Annotated in this window: 23 protein-coding genes; 22 read left to right on the top strand and 1 reads right to left on the bottom strand. The window is 36.9% G+C overall.

Annotated features, from left to right (window positions below; genetic code table 11):
- Positions 1-2 precede the first annotated feature (2 nt).
- From recG to rnc, 7 genes are all read left to right on the top strand, one after another.
- Positions 3-2,033 carry an ATP-dependent DNA helicase RecG gene (gene recG / locus M948_RS37195; protein ID WP_021291615.1) on the top strand — a complete coding sequence of 677 codons (2,031 nt, stop codon included), beginning with the start codon at positions 3-5 and terminating at the stop codon, positions 2,031-2,033.
- 81 nt (positions 2,034-2,114) lie between these two features.
- Positions 2,115-2,687, top strand: a complete 573-nt coding sequence (fapR, locus tag M948_RS37190) for a transcription factor FapR (RefSeq protein ID WP_021291614.1) — start codon at positions 2,115-2,117, stop codon at positions 2,685-2,687.
- Complete coding sequence (gene plsX / locus M948_RS37185) at positions 2,688-3,689, top strand: phosphate acyltransferase PlsX (RefSeq protein ID WP_021291613.1); 1,002 nt, start codon at positions 2,688-2,690, stop codon at positions 3,687-3,689.
- 2 nt (positions 3,690-3,691) lie between these two features.
- Positions 3,692-4,630: an ACP S-malonyltransferase gene (gene fabD, locus M948_RS37180; protein ID WP_021291612.1), complete on the top strand. Its 939-nt coding sequence runs from the start codon at positions 3,692-3,694 to the stop codon at positions 4,628-4,630.
- Positions 4,630-5,370, top strand: a complete 741-nt coding sequence (gene fabG, locus M948_RS37175; protein ID WP_021291611.1) for a 3-oxoacyl-[acyl-carrier-protein] reductase — start codon at positions 4,630-4,632, stop codon at positions 5,368-5,370. Before fabD ends, fabG begins: the two co-directional genes overlap by 1 nt.
- Before the next feature lie 35 nt (positions 5,371-5,405).
- On the top strand, positions 5,406-5,642 hold the full coding sequence (gene acpP, locus M948_RS37170; RefSeq protein WP_021291610.1) for an acyl carrier protein: 237 nt from the start codon (positions 5,406-5,408) through the stop codon (positions 5,640-5,642).
- A 65-nt stretch (positions 5,643-5,707) separates the two neighbouring features.
- Positions 5,708-6,391 carry a ribonuclease III gene (rnc, locus tag M948_RS37165; RefSeq protein ID WP_021291609.1) on the top strand — a complete coding sequence of 228 codons (684 nt, stop codon included), beginning with the start codon at positions 5,708-5,710 and terminating at the stop codon, positions 6,389-6,391.
- Between the two features lie 37 nt (positions 6,392-6,428).
- Here rnc and M948_RS37160 read toward each other — a convergent pair whose 3' ends face one another.
- On the bottom strand, positions 6,429-6,659 hold the full coding sequence (locus tag M948_RS37160) for a DUF1128 domain-containing protein (RefSeq protein WP_021291608.1): 231 nt from the start codon (positions 6,657-6,659) through the stop codon (positions 6,429-6,431).
- Positions 6,660-6,856: 197 nt separating this feature from the next.
- Between M948_RS37160 and smc the strand changes: the two genes are divergently transcribed.
- From smc to M948_RS37085, 15 genes are all read left to right on the top strand, one after another.
- The gene (smc, locus tag M948_RS37155; protein WP_021291607.1) at positions 6,857-10,423 is read left to right on the top strand and encodes a chromosome segregation protein SMC; all 3,567 of its coding nucleotides are present in this window, start codon (positions 6,857-6,859) and stop codon (positions 10,421-10,423) included.
- A 12-nt stretch (positions 10,424-10,435) separates the two neighbouring features.
- The gene (gene ftsY / locus M948_RS37150) at positions 10,436-11,434 is read left to right on the top strand and encodes a signal recognition particle-docking protein FtsY (RefSeq protein WP_021291606.1); all 999 of its coding nucleotides are present in this window, start codon (positions 10,436-10,438) and stop codon (positions 11,432-11,434) included.
- A gap of 76 nt (positions 11,435-11,510) precedes the next feature.
- A complete protein-coding gene (locus M948_RS37145; protein ID WP_021291605.1) occupies positions 11,511-11,834 on the top strand; it encodes a putative DNA-binding protein in 324 nt (107 codons plus the stop codon).
- Positions 11,835-11,847: 13 nt separating this feature from the next.
- The gene (gene ffh, locus M948_RS37140; protein ID WP_021291604.1) at positions 11,848-13,191 is read left to right on the top strand and encodes a signal recognition particle protein; all 1,344 of its coding nucleotides are present in this window, start codon (positions 11,848-11,850) and stop codon (positions 13,189-13,191) included.
- 140 nt (positions 13,192-13,331) lie between these two features.
- Complete coding sequence (gene rpsP / locus M948_RS37135; RefSeq protein WP_021291603.1) at positions 13,332-13,610, top strand: 30S ribosomal protein S16; 279 nt, start codon at positions 13,332-13,334, stop codon at positions 13,608-13,610.
- A 9-nt stretch (positions 13,611-13,619) separates the two neighbouring features.
- The gene (locus M948_RS37130; RefSeq protein WP_021291602.1) at positions 13,620-13,847 is read left to right on the top strand and encodes a KH domain-containing protein; all 228 of its coding nucleotides are present in this window, start codon (positions 13,620-13,622) and stop codon (positions 13,845-13,847) included.
- A 78-nt stretch (positions 13,848-13,925) separates the two neighbouring features.
- Positions 13,926-14,315: a YlqD family protein gene (locus M948_RS37125; protein ID WP_021291601.1), complete on the top strand. Its 390-nt coding sequence runs from the start codon at positions 13,926-13,928 to the stop codon at positions 14,313-14,315.
- 12 nt (positions 14,316-14,327) lie between these two features.
- The gene (gene rimM, locus M948_RS37120) at positions 14,328-14,843 is read left to right on the top strand and encodes a ribosome maturation factor RimM (RefSeq protein ID WP_021291600.1); all 516 of its coding nucleotides are present in this window, start codon (positions 14,328-14,330) and stop codon (positions 14,841-14,843) included.
- The gene (trmD, locus tag M948_RS37115) at positions 14,843-15,577 is read left to right on the top strand and encodes a tRNA (guanosine(37)-N1)-methyltransferase TrmD (RefSeq protein WP_031335596.1); all 735 of its coding nucleotides are present in this window, start codon (positions 14,843-14,845) and stop codon (positions 15,575-15,577) included. Before rimM ends, trmD begins: the two co-directional genes overlap by 1 nt.
- A gap of 125 nt (positions 15,578-15,702) precedes the next feature.
- Positions 15,703-16,047, top strand: coding sequence for a 50S ribosomal protein L19 (rplS, locus tag M948_RS37110; RefSeq protein WP_021291598.1), 345 nt, complete (start codon positions 15,703-15,705; stop codon positions 16,045-16,047).
- 160 nt (positions 16,048-16,207) lie between these two features.
- Positions 16,208-16,780 carry a signal peptidase I gene (gene lepB, locus M948_RS37105; protein ID WP_021291597.1) on the top strand — a complete coding sequence of 191 codons (573 nt, stop codon included), beginning with the start codon at positions 16,208-16,210 and terminating at the stop codon, positions 16,778-16,780.
- A gap of 8 nt (positions 16,781-16,788) precedes the next feature.
- On the top strand, positions 16,789-17,640 hold the full coding sequence (gene ylqF / locus M948_RS37100) for a ribosome biogenesis GTPase YlqF (RefSeq protein WP_021291596.1): 852 nt from the start codon (positions 16,789-16,791) through the stop codon (positions 17,638-17,640).
- Positions 17,641-17,772: 132 nt separating this feature from the next.
- On the top strand, positions 17,773-18,543 hold the full coding sequence (locus tag M948_RS37095) for a ribonuclease HII (RefSeq protein WP_031335595.1): 771 nt from the start codon (positions 17,773-17,775) through the stop codon (positions 18,541-18,543).
- 21 nt (positions 18,544-18,564) lie between these two features.
- Entirely contained in the window at positions 18,565-20,214 is a 1,650-nt protein-coding gene (locus tag M948_RS37090) for a hypothetical protein (protein ID WP_021291594.1), read from the top strand.
- Complete coding sequence (locus tag M948_RS37085; protein ID WP_021291593.1) at positions 20,211-20,480, top strand: EscU/YscU/HrcU family type III secretion system export apparatus switch protein; 270 nt, start codon at positions 20,211-20,213, stop codon at positions 20,478-20,480. Before M948_RS37090 ends, M948_RS37085 begins: the two co-directional genes overlap by 4 nt.
- Positions 20,481-20,529: the final 49 nt, after the last annotated feature.

The raw sequence follows: 20,529 nt of genomic DNA, 5'->3' as shown, positions 1-20,529 counted from the left end.
TCATGCTACTAGATCCCGTAACAAATGTAAAAGGAATCGGAGGGAAATTCGCAGAAAATCTTGCATTATTGAATATTTATTCGGTTGAAGATTTATTAAACTATTTCCCCTACCGATACGATACATTTGAAATAAGACCACTTAGTGAGTTGGTTCATGAAGATAAAGTTACGATTGAGGGAAGGGTGATTCATGATCCTTCTCTTACTTTTTATGGAAAGAAGAAATCAAGACTCGTTTTTACTGTTGAAGTAGAAGGAGTTGCAGTTAAAGCTGTAATGTTTAATCGGGCATTCGCCAAAAAGCAATTAAAACAAGGTGATACGGTGACGTTAACAGGAAAATGGGATGCACACCGATTGCAAATTACGGTTAGCAATTATAAAAAGGGGCCAGTAAGTCAACAAGCGGAAATTCAGCCCTTCTATTCCTTGAAAGGTGATATTTCTAATATTAAATTAAAAAAGGCAATTCAACAAGCTCTCTCTTCGTATGCCGATCGCATACAAGAAATTTTACCAGAAACCTATTTAATAAACTATAAGCTGCCATTAAGGAAAGATGCGTATCAGTCCATGCATTTTCCTTTAAATCGTGTTGATTTAAAACATGCTAGGCGCCGATTTATATACGAGGAATTTTTATTGTTTCAATTAAAAATGCAATTATTACGGAAATTAAAACGTGAGGCGACGACAGGAAATGCACAGCAATATAAATCGGATCTTGTTCAGGACTTTATAAAAGGTTTTCCCTTTACACTAACTGCTGCCCAACAAAAATCGCTAAACCAAATACTTGCTGATATGAAATCCTCGTATCGAATGAATCGCCTGTTACAGGGGGATGTAGGTTCAGGGAAAACAGCGGTAGCTGCCATCTGTTTATATGCTTCGATTACAGCCGGAAAGCAAGGTGCCCTCATGGTGCCGACTGAGATTTTAGCTGAACAGCACTTTCACTCATTAGTGGAACTGTTTAAAGATAAAGCGAAAATTACATTACTCACAGGTTCAGTAAAAGGGAAAAAGAGAAGAGAAATTACTGAACAAATTAGAGAGCATCAAATACATATTGTTGTCGGAACACATGCATTAATTCAAGAGGATGTCGTTTTTAATGACCTTGGATTTGTTATTGTGGATGAGCAGCATCGCTTTGGTGTAAAACAAAGGCGAGCACTACGTGAAAAAGGGCTGTTTCCAGATGTGTTATTTATGACAGCTACGCCAATACCCAGGACTTTGGCGATTACTTCATTTGGTGATATGGATGTATCGGTGATTGATCAAATGCCTCAAGGACGAAAGGAAATAGAAACATATTGGGTGAAAGAAAATACATTAGATCGTGTGCTGCAGTTCATCGAAAATCAAGTTGCGAAGGGAGAACAGGCTTATGTAATTTGTCCACTTATCGAAGAGTCTGATAAATTAGATATTCAAAATGCTGTCGACGTTTTCCATCAATTACATAGTTTCTATTCAGAAGAAGTGAAAATTGGATTAATGCATGGAAGATTATCGACCGACGAAAAAGATGCGGTTATGAAAGAGTTTGCTGAGAATAAAGTACAAATCCTTGTTTCGACAACGGTTGTTGAAGTTGGGGTGAACGTTCCAAATGCAACTGTAATGGTTATTTATGATGCGGAACGATTCGGGCTATCACAATTACATCAATTACGCGGACGAGTTGGTAGAGGAGCTAAGCAGAGCTATTGTATATTAATTGCTGATCCTAAGGGGGAAACAGGAAAAGAGCGAATGCGGATTATGGCGGAGACTACTGACGGATTTGCCTTATCGGAACAGGACCTGCAATTACGAGGTCCAGGGGATTTTTTCGGGAGAAAGCAAAGTGGTGTTCCAGAGTTTAAGGTTGCTGATATGGTCCATGATTATCGAGCTTTAGAGACGGCTAGGAATGATGCTCAATGGATTATTGAAAACAATTTACTCGATAAGCCAGAGTACCAGTATCTTCAGCGCTATGTAGAAAATAATGCTGCTTTTAAAGAAAAGTTAGACTAAAGAAATATTTGCATAAACAGAAAAGGTATTATATATTACTATTAGGACCAAGTCATAAATAATGATATGGACGGTGCAAGAATGAAGCGACCAAAGGCTGATCGGCAACGATTATTAAAAGATACAATAGAACAAACCCCATTTATAACGGATGAAGAATTAGCGAAGAAATTTGAGGTTAGTATTCAAACCATACGTTTGGACCGAATGGAACTGTCTATTCCAGAATTACGACAACGCATAAAGTCAGTTGCGACGGATCAGTGGAATGAAACGGTAAAAGCATTACCATTGGAAGAAGTTATTGGTGAAGTCATAGATCTTGAATTGGATAGCCGTGCTATTTCTATCTTAGATATTGGATCGGAGCATGTATTTTCTCGTAATAAGATTGCGCGTGGTCACCATTTATTTGCGCAAGCAAATTCATTAGCAGTAGCTGTAATAAACGATGAATTAGCATTGACGGCTAAATCTGAACTGAAATTCACGAGACAAGTAAATGAAGGAGAACGTGTTATTGCTAAGGCTACCGTAGAAGGAAAAGCGAAAGGGTTAACACTTGTTCAAGTGCAAAGTTTTGTAGAGAATGAAATGGTGTTTACAGGCAATTTTCATATGTATCAATCCAACGAGCATAAAGGAGAACACTAAATGAAAATAGCAATAGATGCAATGGGAGGCGATCATGCTCCAAAAGCAGCCGTTTTGGGTGCCATGGAGGCGGTCTCCCAGATTGAAGCATTAGAAATTACGTTAATCGGTGATGAAGAACAAATTAATCAGTACCTAACAAATGCAACAAATATCCATGTCTTACATACCAAAGAAGTAATTACTTCAGAAGATGAGCCTGTGCGCGCTGTTCGCAGGAAAAAAAATGCTTCCCTTGTATTAATGGCTCACGAAGTTAAAGAGGGTAACGCAGATGCTTGTATCTCAGCAGGAAATACAGGAGCGTTAATGAGTGCTGGCCTATTTGTTGTGGGAAGAATTAACGGTATCGATCGTCCAGCTTTAAGTCCAACTTTACCAACGATTGATGGACAAGGTTTCCTACTGTTGGATGTCGGGGCAAACGTTGACGCAAAGCCTAACCACTTACTTCAATATGCAATAATGGGATCCATTTATGCTGAAAAGGTTAGGGGGATTAAACATCCAAGAATAGGCTTATTAAATGTTGGTACCGAGAATGGTAAAGGAAATGATCTTACCAAAAGAACTTTTCAGCTATTACAAGATGCCCCTCTCCATTTTGTCGGAAATGTAGAAGCAAGAGATGTCTTAGCAAATGTTGCGGATGTCGTCGTGACAGATGGTTTTACAGGAAATATAGCTTTAAAAACAATTGAAGGTACAGCTGAATCCATGTTTTCTATGATAAAGGACACATTTATGACATCAACGAAAACAAAGATTGCCGCAGGATTAATGAAAAACGATCTAAAAGCTCTGAAAGGTAAGTTGGACTACTCGGAGTATGGGGGTGCTGGCCTTTTTGGTCTGGCTGCTCCTGTAGTTAAAGCACACGGATCCTCTGATCAACGAGCTATCCTGAATGCAATTAAACAAACTTGTCATATGGTTAATAACCATATAACAGATACAATTAAGCAAACAGTGGAGACAATGGAATTGGATAAGGAGGATTAATCATGAAAAAAGTAGCTTTCATGTTTCCCGGACAAGGGTCTCAAGAAGTAGGAATGGGAAAAGAGTTATATGAAACATATCCAGATATGAAACAGCTATTTGAAGAGGCAGATCGTACGCTTAATACAGATTTAACCAAAATAATGTTTGAGGGGCCGAAGGAAAGATTAACAGAAACAGAGAATGCCCAACCTGCTTTACTTTTAATGAGTGTAGCACTCCACACACTTTTGTTAAAACATGAGGTACAACCAGTTATGACCGTTGGACATAGCTTAGGGGAATATAGTGCATTAGTAGCCGCAGGTGCTATCTCATTAGAAGAGGCACTTCCGTTAGTAGCAACACGTGGTAAGCTAATGGAACAAGCTTTCCCAAAAGGACAAGGGACAATGGCGGCTGTATTGGGATTAGATGTCGAAACTATTCAAGCAGGATTAGACGAAATAGATGATGAGATTGTAGATCTTGCAAATTTAAATTGTCCTGGACAAATCGTTATTTCTGGATCTGTTAAAGGAATAGAACAAGCTACAACTATACTAAAATCTAAAGGTGCAAAACGGGTCATGCCATTAAATGTTAGTGGGCCATTCCACTCTCGTCTAATGAAGGCTGCAAATGAATCATTCGCTAATTATTTAAATGAAGTGTCGATTAAAGATGCAACCATACCGGTATATGCAAATGTTTCAGCTTCACCTGTTCGCGAAAGTAATGAAATCAAGGATTTATTAATTAAGCAGCTTTATTCGCCAGTTCGTTTTGAAGAATCGATAATGAATATGATGGACCATGACATGGATGCATTTGTAGAAGTCGGAAATGGTAAAGTATTGAGTGGTTTGGTTAGGAAAATAAATAGAAGAACAAAAACATTTGCGGTCCAAGATACAGCGTCTTTAGAAGAATTCATAGCTTGGTATAGGGAGGATATTTAATGCTTAACGGGAAAAATGCGCTAGTAACAGGAGCTTCACGTGGTATTGGTCGTGCAATTGCATTAGAATTAGCAAAGCAAGGTGCAAATGTTGCCATTAATTATTCTGGGAATGAGGCGAAAGCCCAAGCAGTAGCTGAAGAAATTAAACAAATGGGAAGAGAAGCATTCATTGTACAGGCTGATGTTGCAAGTGAAACAAGTGTAAAAGATATGATGAAAGAAGTAGTATCTCAGTTTGGATCATTAGATATACTTGTTAATAATGCTGGAATTACGAGAGACAATTTATTAATGAGAATGAAAGAAACTGAATTTGATGAAGTTATAAATACCAACTTAAAAGGCGTATTTGTTTGTACAAAGGCTGTTACCAGACAAATGATGAAACAACGATCTGGGAAAATTGTGAATGTAGCTTCTATTGTAGGTATTAGCGGCAACCCTGGACAAGCAAATTATGTTGCTGCAAAAGCAGGAGTAATTGGGCTAACAAAAACAACTGCGAAAGAGCTAGCTTCCAGAAATATCCATGTTAATGCAGTTGCGCCTGGGTTTATTTCGACAGATATGACGGACGCTCTTACAGAAGAACAACATAATCAGATGTTGCAGATGATACCTTTGGAAAAACTAGGGGAACCAGAAGATGTTGCTAAAGTCGTCCGCTTCTTAGCAAGTGATGATGCTAATTATATTACCGGTCAAACGATTCATATCGATGGCGGCATGGTTATGTAATCATCCATTTACTAATTGAAAGGAGGTGAAATGCCGTGGCAGATGTATTTGATCGTGTAAAAGATATGATTGTTGATCGTCTTGATGTGGAAGAGTCAAAAGTAACTATGGAGGCATCTTTTAAAGATGATTTAGAGGCAGATTCATTAGACGTTGTTGAACTAGTAATGGAACTGGAAGACGAATTTGATATGGAAATTGCTGATGAAGAAGCTGAAAAAATAAATACAGTAGGAGATGCTGTTAACTACATAAATAACATTAAGGGTTAACAGTTGAAGAAAGTCTCGCATGAAGCGAGGCTTTCCGTATATTTTTAACAAATTGAGGTGCCGACATGAATATTGCTCAGTTAGAACAACAATTGGATATTCAGTTTCGAGATCATAATTTAATAACGCAGGCATTTACGCATTCATCCTATGTGAATGAGCATCGTGATGAAGGATATGCTGATAATGAGCGTCTGGAATTCTTAGGAGATGCTGTATTGGAACTAGGCGTTTCCCAATACTTATTCCGGGAGCATCCGCATATGCCAGAAGGAGAAATGACTAAATTACGCGCCTCTATTGTTTGTGAACCTTCGTTAGCAAGTTTTGCTAGAGGATTAGAATTGGGGCAGTTTATTCGTTTAGGGAAAGGTGAAGAACAAACAGGCGGCCGTGATCGCTCCGCTTTACTAGCAGATGTTTTTGAAGCTTTTCTAGGCGCCTTATATTTAGATAAAGGATTTAATGCGTCTTTACAATTTCTTGAAACGTTTGTTTTTCCTAAGATAATAAATGGTGCTTTTTCCCATGCGATGGATTACAAAAGTCAATTGCAAGAGTTAATTCAACAGGTGCGAAACCAGTCCGTGTCTTATAAGATTGTCGAGGAAAGAGGGCCTTCACACCATAAAGAGTTTGTTGCAAATGTATTTTTGAAGGACGAAGTATATGGTTCAGGTGTAGGCAGAACCAAAAAAGAAGCAGAACAGCGTGCCGCCAAAGCAGCGATAGATAAGTATAATGTTTAGAAAAAGGCTGTACCAAAATACAGCCTTTTTCTATGCATTATGATGATTGTTTCCGTACAGCTCTTAATTCTTCAATGAATGCTTGCGTTTCTTGTGCACTTAAATGGCCTTTTTGGTTAATCATATCATACATGAGCTTTAATTCATTATACTTGTTTAAGTCATAATCTTTTGGATCCATAATCGTGCGATTAACGACATCTAATCGTTCTGCAATCCCATCCAATAGTATTTTCAGATTTTCCTCTGTTGGTTGCTCTAAGTTCAATATTCCCCACTCCTTCCATATAAACTTGAGTATGTATAGCATCATCTCTTCTTTTGTTCCTATGTTTATGATAAAATAAATGCGGTAAAAAGCCAAATTGTATTATTTAATATTAATAAAGTATATTGTAATAGTTTAATGAGAATCTTCGTAAGTAAAATTGAAGATGTTCTTTAAGATAAATAGGAGAATGTAATATGTATTTAAAAAGGCTGGAAAGTGTAGGCTTTAAATCTTTTGCTAAACGGATAAATGTTGATTTTGTACCTGGTGTTACGGCAGTAGTAGGACCAAATGGCAGCGGGAAAAGCAATATAACGGATGCCATTCGGTGGGTGCTTGGAGAACAGTCAGCAAAATCCTTACGAGGATCGAAAATGGAAGACATTATTTTTCAGGGCAGCGATACACGAAAAGCATTGAATGTAGCAGAAGTTACATTGGTACTCGATAATCACGATCAACAACTTCCATTGGATTATGAGGAAGTAAGTGTTACGAGGCGTGTTTTTCGATCTGGTGAAAGTGAATTCTTTATTAATAATCAGGCTTGTCGATTAAAGGATATTGTAGATTTATTTATGGACTCTGGGCTCGGGAGAGAAGCATTCTCGATTATTAGTCAAGGAAAAGTTGAAGAAATATTAAGTTCCAAAGCCGAGGAACGAAGAACGATATTCGAAGAAGCTGCTGGGGTATTAAAATACAAACAAAGAAAAAAGAAATCGGAATATAAATTAGCAGAAACACAAGAAAACCTGAATCGTGTAGAAGATATTATTCATGAAATTGAACAACAAATTGAACCATTAAAAGCGCAGGCAGACACAGCCAGTAAATATTTGCAATTAAAAGATCAGTTAAAAGAAAAAGAGATAGCTTATTTGCTAGCTGAAATAGAAGTACTACATAAACAATGGGAAACCAAACGAAATGAATTAGAACAAGCAAAACAAAAAGAACAACATATAAAAGCATCCATTGAACAAAAAGAAACAGCCCAAGAAGAACGACGACAAATGATCGAGCAAATAGATGAAGCGATTGAAAAATTACAAGCAGATTTGTTAGCAGCTACGCAAACATTAGAAAAATACGAGGGAAAAAAACAGCTTTTTCTTGAAAAGAACAAGCATTTTGAAGAAAATAAAACAAAATTAGAGGCACAGAAAGACGATACTTCAGTTCGAATTGGAAAATTACATGATGAATTAATACAAGAAAAGAAGCATTTGGCTGAACTAGAACAGACGAAACAAGAAACAGCGGGTATAGTAAATCAATTAGATCAGAAACTCCAATTAGGTAAAGAAAACTTAGAAGAGAAAATAGAAGATTTAAAGTCGGAATACATTGAGTATCTAAATAAACAAGCAGTAAAACGGAATGAAAGACAATCGATCGAAGAGAGACTTCAACAACTGAATGGTAAAAAAGAAAAACAGGAAACGAAATTCGCTGATCTCGTTCAGGAAAGAGAAACACTTCAACAGCAATTGCAACAAATAAGCAAAGACTTACAAATACAAGAAGCCACTTCTTATGAAAAAGAAAACAAAGTAAAGGCATTAAAACAAACATTGGAAATGAAACGAAATGAGTTTCAAGATGCACAAACGAAATTATATCAAGGCTATCAATATGTAGAAAAAATAAAATCAAAAAGAGAAATGTTAGAAGAAATGAAAGAAGACTTTCAAGGGTTTTTCCATGGCGTTAAAGCTGTGTTAACGGCTCGAGAGAATGGTAAATTATCGGATATCTACGGAGCTGTCATTGAACTCATAGAGGTCCCCAAACCTTATATTACTGCAATTGAAACCGTGTTAGGCGGGCAAGCACAACATATCATCGTAAAAGATGATAAAGCTGCAAGAAAGTCAATCGGCTGGTTGAAACAAACCAATAGTGGTCGAGCAACGTTTCTTCCATTAAGTACGATTCAAGAACGATCTATACCAGAGAATACGATCCGTAACATAGAGGAACATGCGGGTTATATTGGTATCGCTGCGCAATTAATCGATACGACTAACCACTATCAAAAAGCAATTAATCATTTAATGGGGCATGTGATTATTGCTCAATCATTAAAGGATGCAAATGAAATTGCCAACATGGTGATGAGACGTTTCCGTATTGTTACATTGGAAGGAGATGTGGTTAATCCTGGAGGTTCAATGTCTGGTGGGGCACAAAAAAAGACCAACCAGTCATTGTTTACTCGAGAGAAAGATTTACAGGAAATGACCGAGAAGCTAACAGAATTCCAAGAAAAAATCTTGCGTTTTGAACAAAATCTTCGTGAGCAAAAACAAGCTGTTCAAGAGGTAGAACGTCAATTAACACTTGCTGAGTCGTCACAACAATCGGAGCAGCAGCATTTACAGGAATTGCAATCCCAACATCGTGAATTGGAAATGAAAATACAGACGATGAATGAAAACTTACAATTGTATGATCAAGATAAGCAGCAATTTGATGAAGACACTGTACAAATGAACAAAAGGCAAACAGCTATCGATCAAGAACTACAACAACTAACTGTCAATGCAAAAAATCTAGAGCAGGAGATCGAAACCTTAACGAAGCAGCAAACAGAGGTTAAAGAAAATAAAGAAAAACTTCAAGAAGAGATGCATCGTAATCAAATTCTCCTTGCAGAGCAAGATGAGCGAGTGAAGAGCCAACGAAATAAAACAAGTACGGTTCAAAAACAACTGACAGAATTACAGAATCAATACGATGCTTTCCAAGAAGAAATACAGCAGTTACTCGGTTTCCAAGAATCAAATGAAACCGAAGAAGAAATTGATGAAACGATTACAGTGCAAATGGATAACAAAGCGCAAATCACCAATGAAATCCAGGAGCAAAAAACAAAACGAGCAGAGCAATCGCAACAATTACAAGATAAAGACCATGATTTAAAGCAAGACACAAAGCAGTACGAAATAATCAGGCAAGATATTCAACAGAAAGAAGTCCAGTCAAATCGAATGGATGTCGAACTAGAGAATCTTCTATCGCATTTGCAAAATGAATATACGATCAGCTATGATAAAGCGAAGCAATCCTATGAAAAAGCTAAAAATAAAGAGGAAGCTCAAGCTATAGTAAATCAACTAAAACAACAAATTGAAGGTTTAGGTACTGTTAATTTAGGTGCAATTGATGAATATGAGCGAATTGCTGAACGTTACAACTTTTTAACGGAACAGCAAACAGATCTAGTAGAGGCAAAGCAAACATTATATACCGTAATTGCTGAAATGGATGAAGAGATGATCAAACGATTTGGGGAGACGTTTACCAAGATAAAAGACGAGTTTGCAATTGTATTTCAGCAGCTTTTTGGTGGTGGACATGCGGAATTAAAATTAACCGATCCTCAAAACTTATTAGACACAGGAGTCGACATCGTTGCACAGCCACCAGGAAAGAAACTACAGCATTTAGGATTATTGTCTGGTGGAGAAAGGGCACTAACTGCAATAGCACTACTTTTCGCGATTTTACGCGTTCGTCCAGTTCCATTTTGTGTCTTAGATGAAGTAGAAGCTGCTTTGGACGAAGCTAATGTAGTTCGATTCGCTAAGTATATTAAGTTATTTAGTCAAAATACCCAGTTTATCGTAATAACTCATCGTAAAGGAACAATGGAAGAAGCGGATGTACTATATGGTGTAACGATGCAAGAATCCGGTGTATCAAGGCTTGTGTCTGTGCGCTTAGAAGATACGGAAGAATTAGTAAATGCTTAAGGAGGCGGTTTTATGGGATTCATGGACAAATTAAAGAATAAATTCCAAAAAAGTGAAGAAGAAGTAGAAGAAGTATCAGCCAAATATAAAGATGGAATGAAAAAGTCACGCCAAACGTTTTCTGGGAAGATTAATGATTTAATCGCCCGTTATCGTAAAGTGGATGAGGAGTTTTTCGAGGAATTAGAAGAAGTTTTGATCTCTGCTGATACGGGTGTTGCCACTGTAATGGATTTAATTGACGAATTAAAAATGGAAGTAAAGCGCCAAAATATAAAGGATTCTGAACAAATGAAGGAAGTAATTTCAGAGAAGTTGGTTGAGATTTACTATGGAGATGAAGATCCTAAAACGGAAAAGCTTCAATTACAAACAGGTCAATTATCCATTATTTTAGTTGTTGGTGTGAACGGTGCTGGAAAAACTACATCAATCGGAAAGCTAGCTCATCAATTAAAAAGCGAAGGGAAACAAGTTATACTTGCAGCTGGTGATACGTTTAGAGCAGGTGCGATAGAACAACTGGATATTTGGGGAGAACGAGCAGGCGTCGATGTCATTAAGCAAACTGCGGGGAGCGATCCTGCTGCGGTGATCTATGACGGAATTAAAGCTGCTAAGTCTCGGAAGGCAGATGTATTAATTTGTGATACAGCAGGTAGGTTACAGAACAAAGTAAATTTAATGAATGAATTAGCGAAAGTAAAACGAGTTATTGAACGTGAGGTTCCCCAGGCACCTCACGAAGTATTATTGGTTTTAGATGCAACCACTGGTCAGAATGCACTAAATCAAGCAAAAACTTTTGCTGAAGCTACAGATGTTTCTGGTATTGTATTAACGAAATTAGACGGCACAGCAAAAGGTGGCATTGTCTTAGCCATTCGCAATGAATTACAAATACCGGTTAAGTTTGTAGGACTTGGAGAAGGTATGGAAGATTTACAGGAATTTGATGCACATGCATTTGTGTATGGATTATTTGCGGACATGTTAGAAGAGGATGAATGAGTCATTGCTTGACACGTAAACGTATCGTTCGTTATTATAATTGTAAAGGTAAATCACTTAACAAGGGGTGTGGATTATGCTAGAAAAAACAACACGTATGAATTATCTTTTTGATTTTTACCAGGCATTACTAACACCCAAACAGCGCAATTACATGGAAATGTATTACTTGGAAGATTATTCTCTAGGTGAAATATCAGAAGTGTTTCATGTATCCAGACAAGCTGTCTATGATAATATAAGACGAACGGAACATATGTTGGAAACATATGAAGAAAAGCTTTTACTGTACGATAAGTTTCAGCAGCGTCTACAAGTTATGGAAAGCTTAGAAGAATTAGTAAGGGATAAAGATAATCAGATACAACACCTTATTGATAAATTAAAAGAATTAGATTAGGGGGACACCTTCTATGGCATTTGAAGGCTTGGCCGACCGTTTGCAAAGTACAATCAAAAAAATTACTGGTAAAGGAAAAGTTTCTGAGCAAGATGTTAAAGAAATGACAAGGGAAGTACGTCTTGCCTTACTTGAAGCCGACGTAAACTATAAAGTAGTAAAAGATTTAATTAAAAGAATTAAAGAAAGAGCTGTTGGTCAGGAAGTAATGGATAGCCTGACACCAGGTCAGCAAGTAATTAAGGTAGTAAAAGATGAATTAACCATATTAATGGGTGGAGAACAAAGTAAAATTGCCGTCGCTGATCGAGGTCCAACGGTTATAATGATGACTGGTCTGCAAGGTGCTGGTAAAACGACAACTTCAGGTAAATTAGCTAATCTACTTCGTAAAAAGCATAATCGTTCGCCATTACTTGTTGCTTGTGATGTGTACCGGCCGGCTGCGATTAAACAATTAGAGACACTTGGTCAACAGCTTGATATGCCCGTATTTTCTATGGGAACCGAAGCTGATCCGGTGGATATTGCGACAAAAGCGATTGAAAAAGCAAAGGAAGAACATCATGATTATGTCATCATTGATACAGCAGGACGTTTGCATGTTGACAATGAATTAATGGAAGAATTACAAGATATTAAAGCAAAGGTCAACCCTGAAGAGATTTATCTAGTTGTTGATTCTATGACAGGACAAGATGCAGTGAATGTTGCTGAAAGCTTTAATGAGCAGCTGGATATTACTGGAGTTGTCTTAACCAAATTAGATGGTGATACACGTGGTGGTGCTGCTCTTTCAATTAAAGCTGTTACCGACAAGCCAATCAAATTTGCTGGTATGGGAGAGAAGTTGGATGAATTAGAAGCATTCCATCCGGATCGCATGGCCTCGCGTATCCTAGGTATGGGAGACGTACTTTCGTTAATAGAAAAAGCACAGACCAATGTAGATGAAAAGCAGGCAAAAGAATTAGAAGAAAAAATGCGTACGATGTCATTTACTTTTGATGACTTTTTAGAACAAATGGGACAAGTAAAAAACATGGGACCTTTAGAGGATCTAATGTCTATGATCCCTGGTGCAAATAAAATGAAGGGTCTAAAAAATGCCCAAATTGATGAAAAGCAAATTACGCATGTAGAAGCTATTATTCAATCAATGACTAAAAAAGAGCGTCAAGATCCAAGCTTAATGAACGCAAGTAGAAAAAAACGAATTGCAAAGGGTTCCGGAACTTCTGTATCACAAGTTAATCGGTTGTTAAAGCAATTTGATGAGATGAAGAAAATGATGAAGCAAATGACAAACATGCAAAAAGGAAAAAAAGGAAAGGGAATGAAATTTCCGTTTATGTAAGACTGTATTCGTTTAGATTGATGAAAACTTTTCTTGATAGACGGCGTTATAACATTGTAATGCAAAAACACTTTACAGACTTTTAGTTTTCTGCTAAAATCTAAAAATGTGTTAAATATTTATTTTGGAGGTGCAAGTACATGGCTGTTAAAATTCGTTTGAAACGTATGGGATCTAAAAGAAATCCATTTTATCGTATTGTTGTAGCTGATTCACGTTCTCCTCGTGATGGACGTTCTATTGAACAAATCGGAACTTATAATCCTGTTGTAAATCCAGTTGAAGTTAAAATAGATGAAGATAAAGCACTTGACTGGATGACAAAAGGTGCAAAACCTAGTGACACAGTTCGTAATCTATTCTCTAAAGAAGGCATCATGAAGAAATTCCACGAGCAAAAAAATCAAGTTGCAAAGTAGTGTGATATCATGAGAGCCCTTATTGAATCTATTATTACGTCACTTGTAGATCACCCTGAAGACATTAAAATTACAGAAACGGAAGAAAATGCTAAAATGGTTTATCATCTCTCCGTTCACCCTGATGATGTTGGTAAGGTGATTGGAAAAAATGGACGAATTGCTAAAGCAATCCGTACGGTTGTCTATGCAGCAAAAACAGATAGCAATAAGCGTGTTTATTTAGATATTATGTAAAGGGAAAGGGGGAAATCCTTTCCCTTTTTACACATTACCTGCAAATATATTGATGTTTTGTGAGAGCGAGGAATAATTGTGAAGATAATCAAAAAAGTCCTAATCAAGCAAATAATCACAGAGAAAAGTAAAGAGAAATTAAAAGCTAATTTTCATGATCATAAAATGCGACTTGAACAAGAGTGTCAACAGCTTCTGTTCGAACAAAGAAAATTACAAAATAAAGCAGGAATATCAAAACCAGAGGTTAATGAACGTTTTCAGCAAGAAATTAATAATCGTAAGGAAAAGATTAAGCTTGCTGATTTTAAAATGGAACAGTTGGACATGTTAGAATTGGGAAGCGAAATTACGGAAAAAGAAGTTGAAGCTCTTGTTGAGGTCTCTGAAGGTTCGCATTGGGAAGAAGTAATGGGAGAACGTGCTATCGTTATTAAAGATGGTATTGTCATTCGAATTGATGAATAGCAGGTGAGAATAATGACAGATAAAATGTTTACAGTAGGAAAAATAATTAATACACACGGAATTAAAGGGGAAGTCAAAGTACTGCGTATAACAGATTTCGAGGAACGATTTGAAATTGGAAATACCCTTTATATTATAAGAGCTAATGATGATCCTCTTACAGTGACCATTACTGGTCATCGCATGCATAAAGGATACGATCTTCTTCAATTTAAGGGGTTTACAGATATAAATGATGTTGTTGGATTTAAGGGATTAGAGTTAAAGATTACTGAGAAACAGTTAACCGAGCTAGGTGAGACTGAATTTTATTATCACCAAATAATTGGATGTAAGGTATATACCCAAGAAGATAAAGAAATTGGGACGATTAAAGAAATCCTTTCCCCAGGCGCTAATGATGTATGGGTGGTAGGAAGGCATTCACGAAAAGATGTGTACATTCCATACATTACAGATGTCGTGAAAGAAGTTGATGTTCAATCCCAAAAAGTAATGATTGAACCAATGGAAGGACTGTTGGATTGATGCATATTGACGTATTGACATTATTTCCCGAAATGTTTAATGGTGTGTTACAATCCTCCATTTTAAAAAAAGCACAAGATAAAGGCAGATTCACTTACCAATTAGTTAATTTTCGAGATTATACAGTAAATAAGCATCATAAAGTGGATGATTATCCCTACGGTGGTGGAGCTGGGATGGTTTTAACCCCACAGCCGGTATTTGATGCGGTTGATGCAATTATGAAAGGCAAAGAATCAAAACCAAGGGTTGTACTAATGTGTCCACAAGGTGAAACCTTCAATCAAAAGAAAGCGGAAGAATTGGCCAATGAAGAGCACCTAGTGTTTATTTGTGGTCATTATGAAGGATATGATGAGAGAATTCGAGAATATCTTGTTACAGATGAAATTTCAATTGGAGACTACGTCTTGACCGGCGGAGAATTAGGTGCGATGGTCGTAATGGATAGTGTCGTTCGGTTACTTCCTCAAGTATTAGGAAATGATACCTCAGCTCCTCAGGATTCATATTCAACCGGACTGTTGGAGCATCCCCATTATACAAGACCAGCAGATTTTCGAGGGATGAAAGTTCCGGAAGTTCTGTTATCAGGGAACCATGCTAAAATCGAAGAATGGCGGAAAAACCAGTCATTACAACGGACATATCAACGCCGAAATGATTTATTACATGATTATCCTTTAACAGAAAAAGAAAAACAACTTCTAAACGAATGGAATACAAATAAGTAGTTGAAGTCTATTATTTCATATGGTATATTAAATGTTGTGCTTAAAGTTTCGTCTTTAGGTACTATAAACGATGTTCCGCTGTCCCTTAGGAGATAAGAGCATTGGTTTGGAAGGAGTGAAGCAGAATGCAAAAAATTATTGAAAACATTACGAAGGATCAATTACGTACAGACCACCCTGATTTCCGCCCAGGAGATACAGTAAAAGTACACGTTAAAGTTGTAGAAGGTAGTCGTGAACGTATTCAGGTATTCGAAGGTGTCGTTATTAAACGTCAAAACGGTGGAATTAGTGAAACATTTACTGTAAGAAAGCTTTCTTATGGTGTAGGTGTAGAACGTACATTCCCAATGCATTCACCTCGTATTGATAAGATAGAAGTATCTCGTCGTGGTATTGTTCGTCGTGCGAAACTATACTACCTACGAAATCTTCGTGGTAAAGCAGCTCGTATTAAAGAACGTCGCTAGTCGAAAAACGCATGTATACGAGTAAGGTAAATTCTTTTAGAAAGGAGCTTGGCAAATGTGCACAAGCTCCTTTTTTGCACATGAATTTAATGGCAATAGTCTCATACACTAAATAAGTAGTATAAGTAATTATTTTGCCAACAAAGTTGGAGGGGGAAATATGCCAAAACGGAAAAAAGAAAGTAAGAATGAATGGTTGGACTGGTTAAAGGCTCTATTGATAGCTTTTGGTATAGCGTTTATTGTTCGCATGTTTTTCTTTGCCCCTATTGTCGTTGACGGACCATCCATGTTGCCAACTTTACATAATGGTGATCAATTAATTGTAAATAAATTTACGTATCATTTACATGAACCAGAACGTTTTGATGTGGTTGTTTTTCATGCGTCATCCAAAAAAGATTTTATTAAACGTGTGATCGGTCTGCCTGGTGAACATGTTGAAGTGAAAGATAATGTGTTGTACATTAATGGAGAAGAGGTAAAAGAACCATTCTTAAAGTCCAATGAAGGCAAGTCTCAGCCTTTTCAAATTCATACCGAAGATTTTACATTGGAAAATCTTCCAGGTGGATATCAAGAAATTCCAGCAGACCATGTTTTGGTATTAGGTGATAATCGTGGGAATTCAACAGATAGTCGAGTGATTGGCGTAATTCCAATGGATCAAATTGTTGGTAAGACTAGCTTACTGTACTGGCCGTTAGATAGAATGCAAATGATGGGAAAGTAGGTTAAATAATGACCATACAATGGTTTCCCGGGCATATGGCAAAAGCTCGGAGAGAAGTAGAAGAAAAATTAAAGCTTGTTGATTTTGTGATGGAGTTAGTTGATGCAAGGGTGCCTTTATCATCACAAAATCCAATGTTGCAACAAGTATTACAAAATAAACCAAAAATGATTGTTATGATGAAAAAGGATCTAGCAGATCCAGATATTACAAATCAGTGGATAAATTATTTTACAGAAAAACAAATTCCTGCTATCGCAATTAATGTTAATGATAAAACCGATATAAAGCAGGTTATCCAGCTAGCAAAGGCACAGGCCCAAGCAAAAATGGATAAATTACGTAATAAAGGAATACAACCACGGGCAGCTCGTGCCATGATTGTTGGTATACCAAATGTCGGTAAATCGACATTGATTAATCGATTAGCAAATAAAAAAATTGCTAAAACGGGGGATAAACCAGGTGTCACGAAGCAACAAATTTGGATTAAAGTTAAAAACGACTTTGAATTACTTGATACGCCTGGAATACTGTGGCCAAAATTCGAAGAGGAAATTGTTGGGTATCGACTTGCGGCGATAGGGACAATTAAAGATCAATTATTATCATTGCAGGATATTGTGGCTTATGTAATTACCTATTTGCAGAAGCATTATCCTGAAAATCTGGAAAACCGCTATGTCATTAATCGAAACATGGAAGATATGTGGGAAATATTTGTCCATATCGGCAAACAAAGAGGCGCTTTAGGGAGTGGTGGTAACGTAGATTTTGCAAAAGTTTCCGATATCGTAATGAGAGACTTACGGACTGGAAAACTAGGTAGAATTGCTTTGGAAACACCTGCAGAAGTATAATACCGTTCATAAACCATAAGGCATGCATCTATTGATGGATGTCTTGTTTCATGTAACGGGTAGTTTTTTGAAATTATAGTCCTTAACATTTATTGCTATATCACCGATACTAAATAGAGAGATGGTGTGATGATGAATAAACATTCAATATCTGTATTAAAACAATTATTTGAAGCTGGAGAATTAAGTGAAGAATTAATTGCTAACTTGCGTTCCGATGAACGAAAAGGTGTTCAACAATTAATAGCGAGTTATGAAAAGAAACAGCAAAAAAACAAGGAATTGCAGGAGAAATTTTTACAAATGTCAAGTTATGAACAAAATTGTTTTGCAAAAGGAATGGAATATATTGCTGGAGTTGATGAAGCTGGCAGAGGTCCTTTAGCTGGGCCAGTAGTTGCTGCTTCAGTGATATTACCTGCGAATTTTGAACTGCTTGGTCTTAATGATTCAAAGCAGTTAACGGAATCCGCTCGAAATCGGTTTTACCAAACAATTAAAGAAAATGCGATAAGTTACGGTATATCTATTGTAAATAGTGAAACAATCGATCAAGTGAATATATATGAAGCTGCAAAGCTAGCAATGAGGGATGCAATTAAGCAACTGCGTCCATCCCCAGAGCATGTATTAATTGATGCTGTTGAGTTGGACAAGCTTTCATGCCCATCTGAATCCATCATTAAAGGAGATGCAAAAAGTATTTCCATTGCAGCTGCAAGTATCCTAGCAAAAGTAACCCGAGATCATTATATGAAAGCATTACATAGTGAATACCCCATGTATGATTTTGCTTCTAATATGGGGTATGGTACCAAACAACATATGGAAAATATAAAGAAATACGGGGTTTGTCCTTATCACAGGCGTTCATTTGCACCAGTTAAACATGTTGTCTCTTAATCGTAAAGGAGGAAGGGCTCTGTGCATGTATCTAGCCTTCATCGTCAATTTATATCCAATCCCGCTTTGTTGACGAAGCCTTTAAAACCAGGGCAAATTGTGCAAGGGAAAATTACTACCATATATCCAGATAATCAAGCACAGATTCAACTAGGTAATCAGCGCATCATTGCTCAATTACAAGCCTCCCTAAAGCTTGGCGGCAATTATCATTTTCAAGTCCAAAGCATGGATGAAATTTTGGTGTTAAAGGTTTTAGGAGAATATAATAATTCACAATCAAAACGAAGTTTTCCATTGTTAGATCAAGTAGGATTGAAAGCATCTAAGTATGCTGTATTGCTGATGGAGCAATTAATACGGGACCATATCCCTTTTGACAAAAACCAATTAAAGCAAGCATTTGAGTTATTGTCAAAACGCAAAGATAAAGGACAGGCAATCCTAACACTCAAAGAGATGATACGATTTCAGTTTCCAATTACTTCAGCAGTGTTCAAGGCTTTGCATGCGAAGCGAACGATTTCATTGACGCGACAGATGCAAGGGCTATTGGACTTTATCCAAAAACAAGAAGAACAGCACGCTCCGTTGCTAGAAAAACAATTGATGCAATTGCTCCGACCTTCTGCTAATACAAATCTTGTTGTACAACAGTTTTTAAGTCGAGCTTTAGCAAAGCAACCAAACGTACATGTATTGTTACAGCATATAGGATTTACAAACAATGAGCGTTTGAATAGGAGTAATTTAATTTCTAACTTATATGGATTAATTATAGATAAAGGTTTAAACATAGATAAAGCAGCATCCATTCTAAATAACTGGGAAAAGCAACTTATACTTTCTAAGAATAATCCATCTGTTTTCACCAAAGGAGAATGGCAACAATTCAAGCAACAAGTTATGGAGTCATTTCCACAACTGCAAAACATCAACTCTACAGGTGATATTGCTGAAGGGCGGGTTTTAGATACTTTAAGGTTGTTGCAAAAGCAAGATGTATATTCAGAATTAAAAGATGTCTTGCTACTGATTCAAAGACCAAATCATTTGCCATTTCCAAAGGAACAATTCTTATCTTTATTAAACCAGTACTTACATGTATCTGGGATGGATTATGAACATGGCTTAGTTAATAATAAGCTGCAAGAAGCAAGCATCAAAGGAAACTTGCTATCCCTGTTGCGTAACAGCGAAGGTATATTTCATGAGCGTATACAGCAAATACTCCATGGAATAAATGGCATACAAGTACAATCCGTAATGGAGTTAGAAAGTAGTTTCTTGCAATCCCATTTAATCGTTCCCGGAAGTAAATTAGGGTTCAAAAATGATATAGAACTAAACATAGAGGGGAGAAAAACGAAACAGGGTAAGATTGACCCTGATCATTGTCGAATACTATTTGTTCTCGATCTCATGCAGATGAAGGAAACGATGATTGAAATGCATATTCAAAATCGACATATTGCAATCACGGTATTTAATAATCATAAAAAACTGCATGAACTTTCAAAATCTCTCCAACCGTTATTAAAAACCGGATTACAACAGATGAAGTATACGCTAACTTCTATTTCATTTAAACCTATTGAAAATGCCGAAGACAACAAGCAATCATTAGATAGGCAGGTTTACCATACTCAAGGAGTGGATTACAAAGTATGACTGGCAAATATAGCAAGGCAGCAGCTCTTCGATACGATGAAACGAAACAAGCAGCTCCAGTTGTTTCAGCAGTAGGTAAAGGGTGGGTAGCAGACGACATCATAGAAAAGGCAAAAGAATATAATGTCCCTGTATTAGAAGATGCTACGTTAGTAGAATTAGTAGCACAGCTGAATATTAATGAATCAATTCCTGAGGAATTATACGAGGCCGTAGCAGAAGTATTTGCCTTTATTTATCGAATGGATCAACAGCTAGAGCAGTAAATACTAATAGGAGGTACAATATTCGACATAACATTGACAATAAATTTCG

It is taken from the genome of Virgibacillus sp. CM-4, assembly GCF_000445495.1.
GTDB classification, from domain to species: Bacteria; Bacillota; Bacilli; order Bacillales; family Amphibacillaceae; genus Virgibacillus; species Virgibacillus salexigens.
Note: the sequence above shows the minus strand (reverse complement) of the source record. Positions and strands in the feature narration are given on the sequence as shown.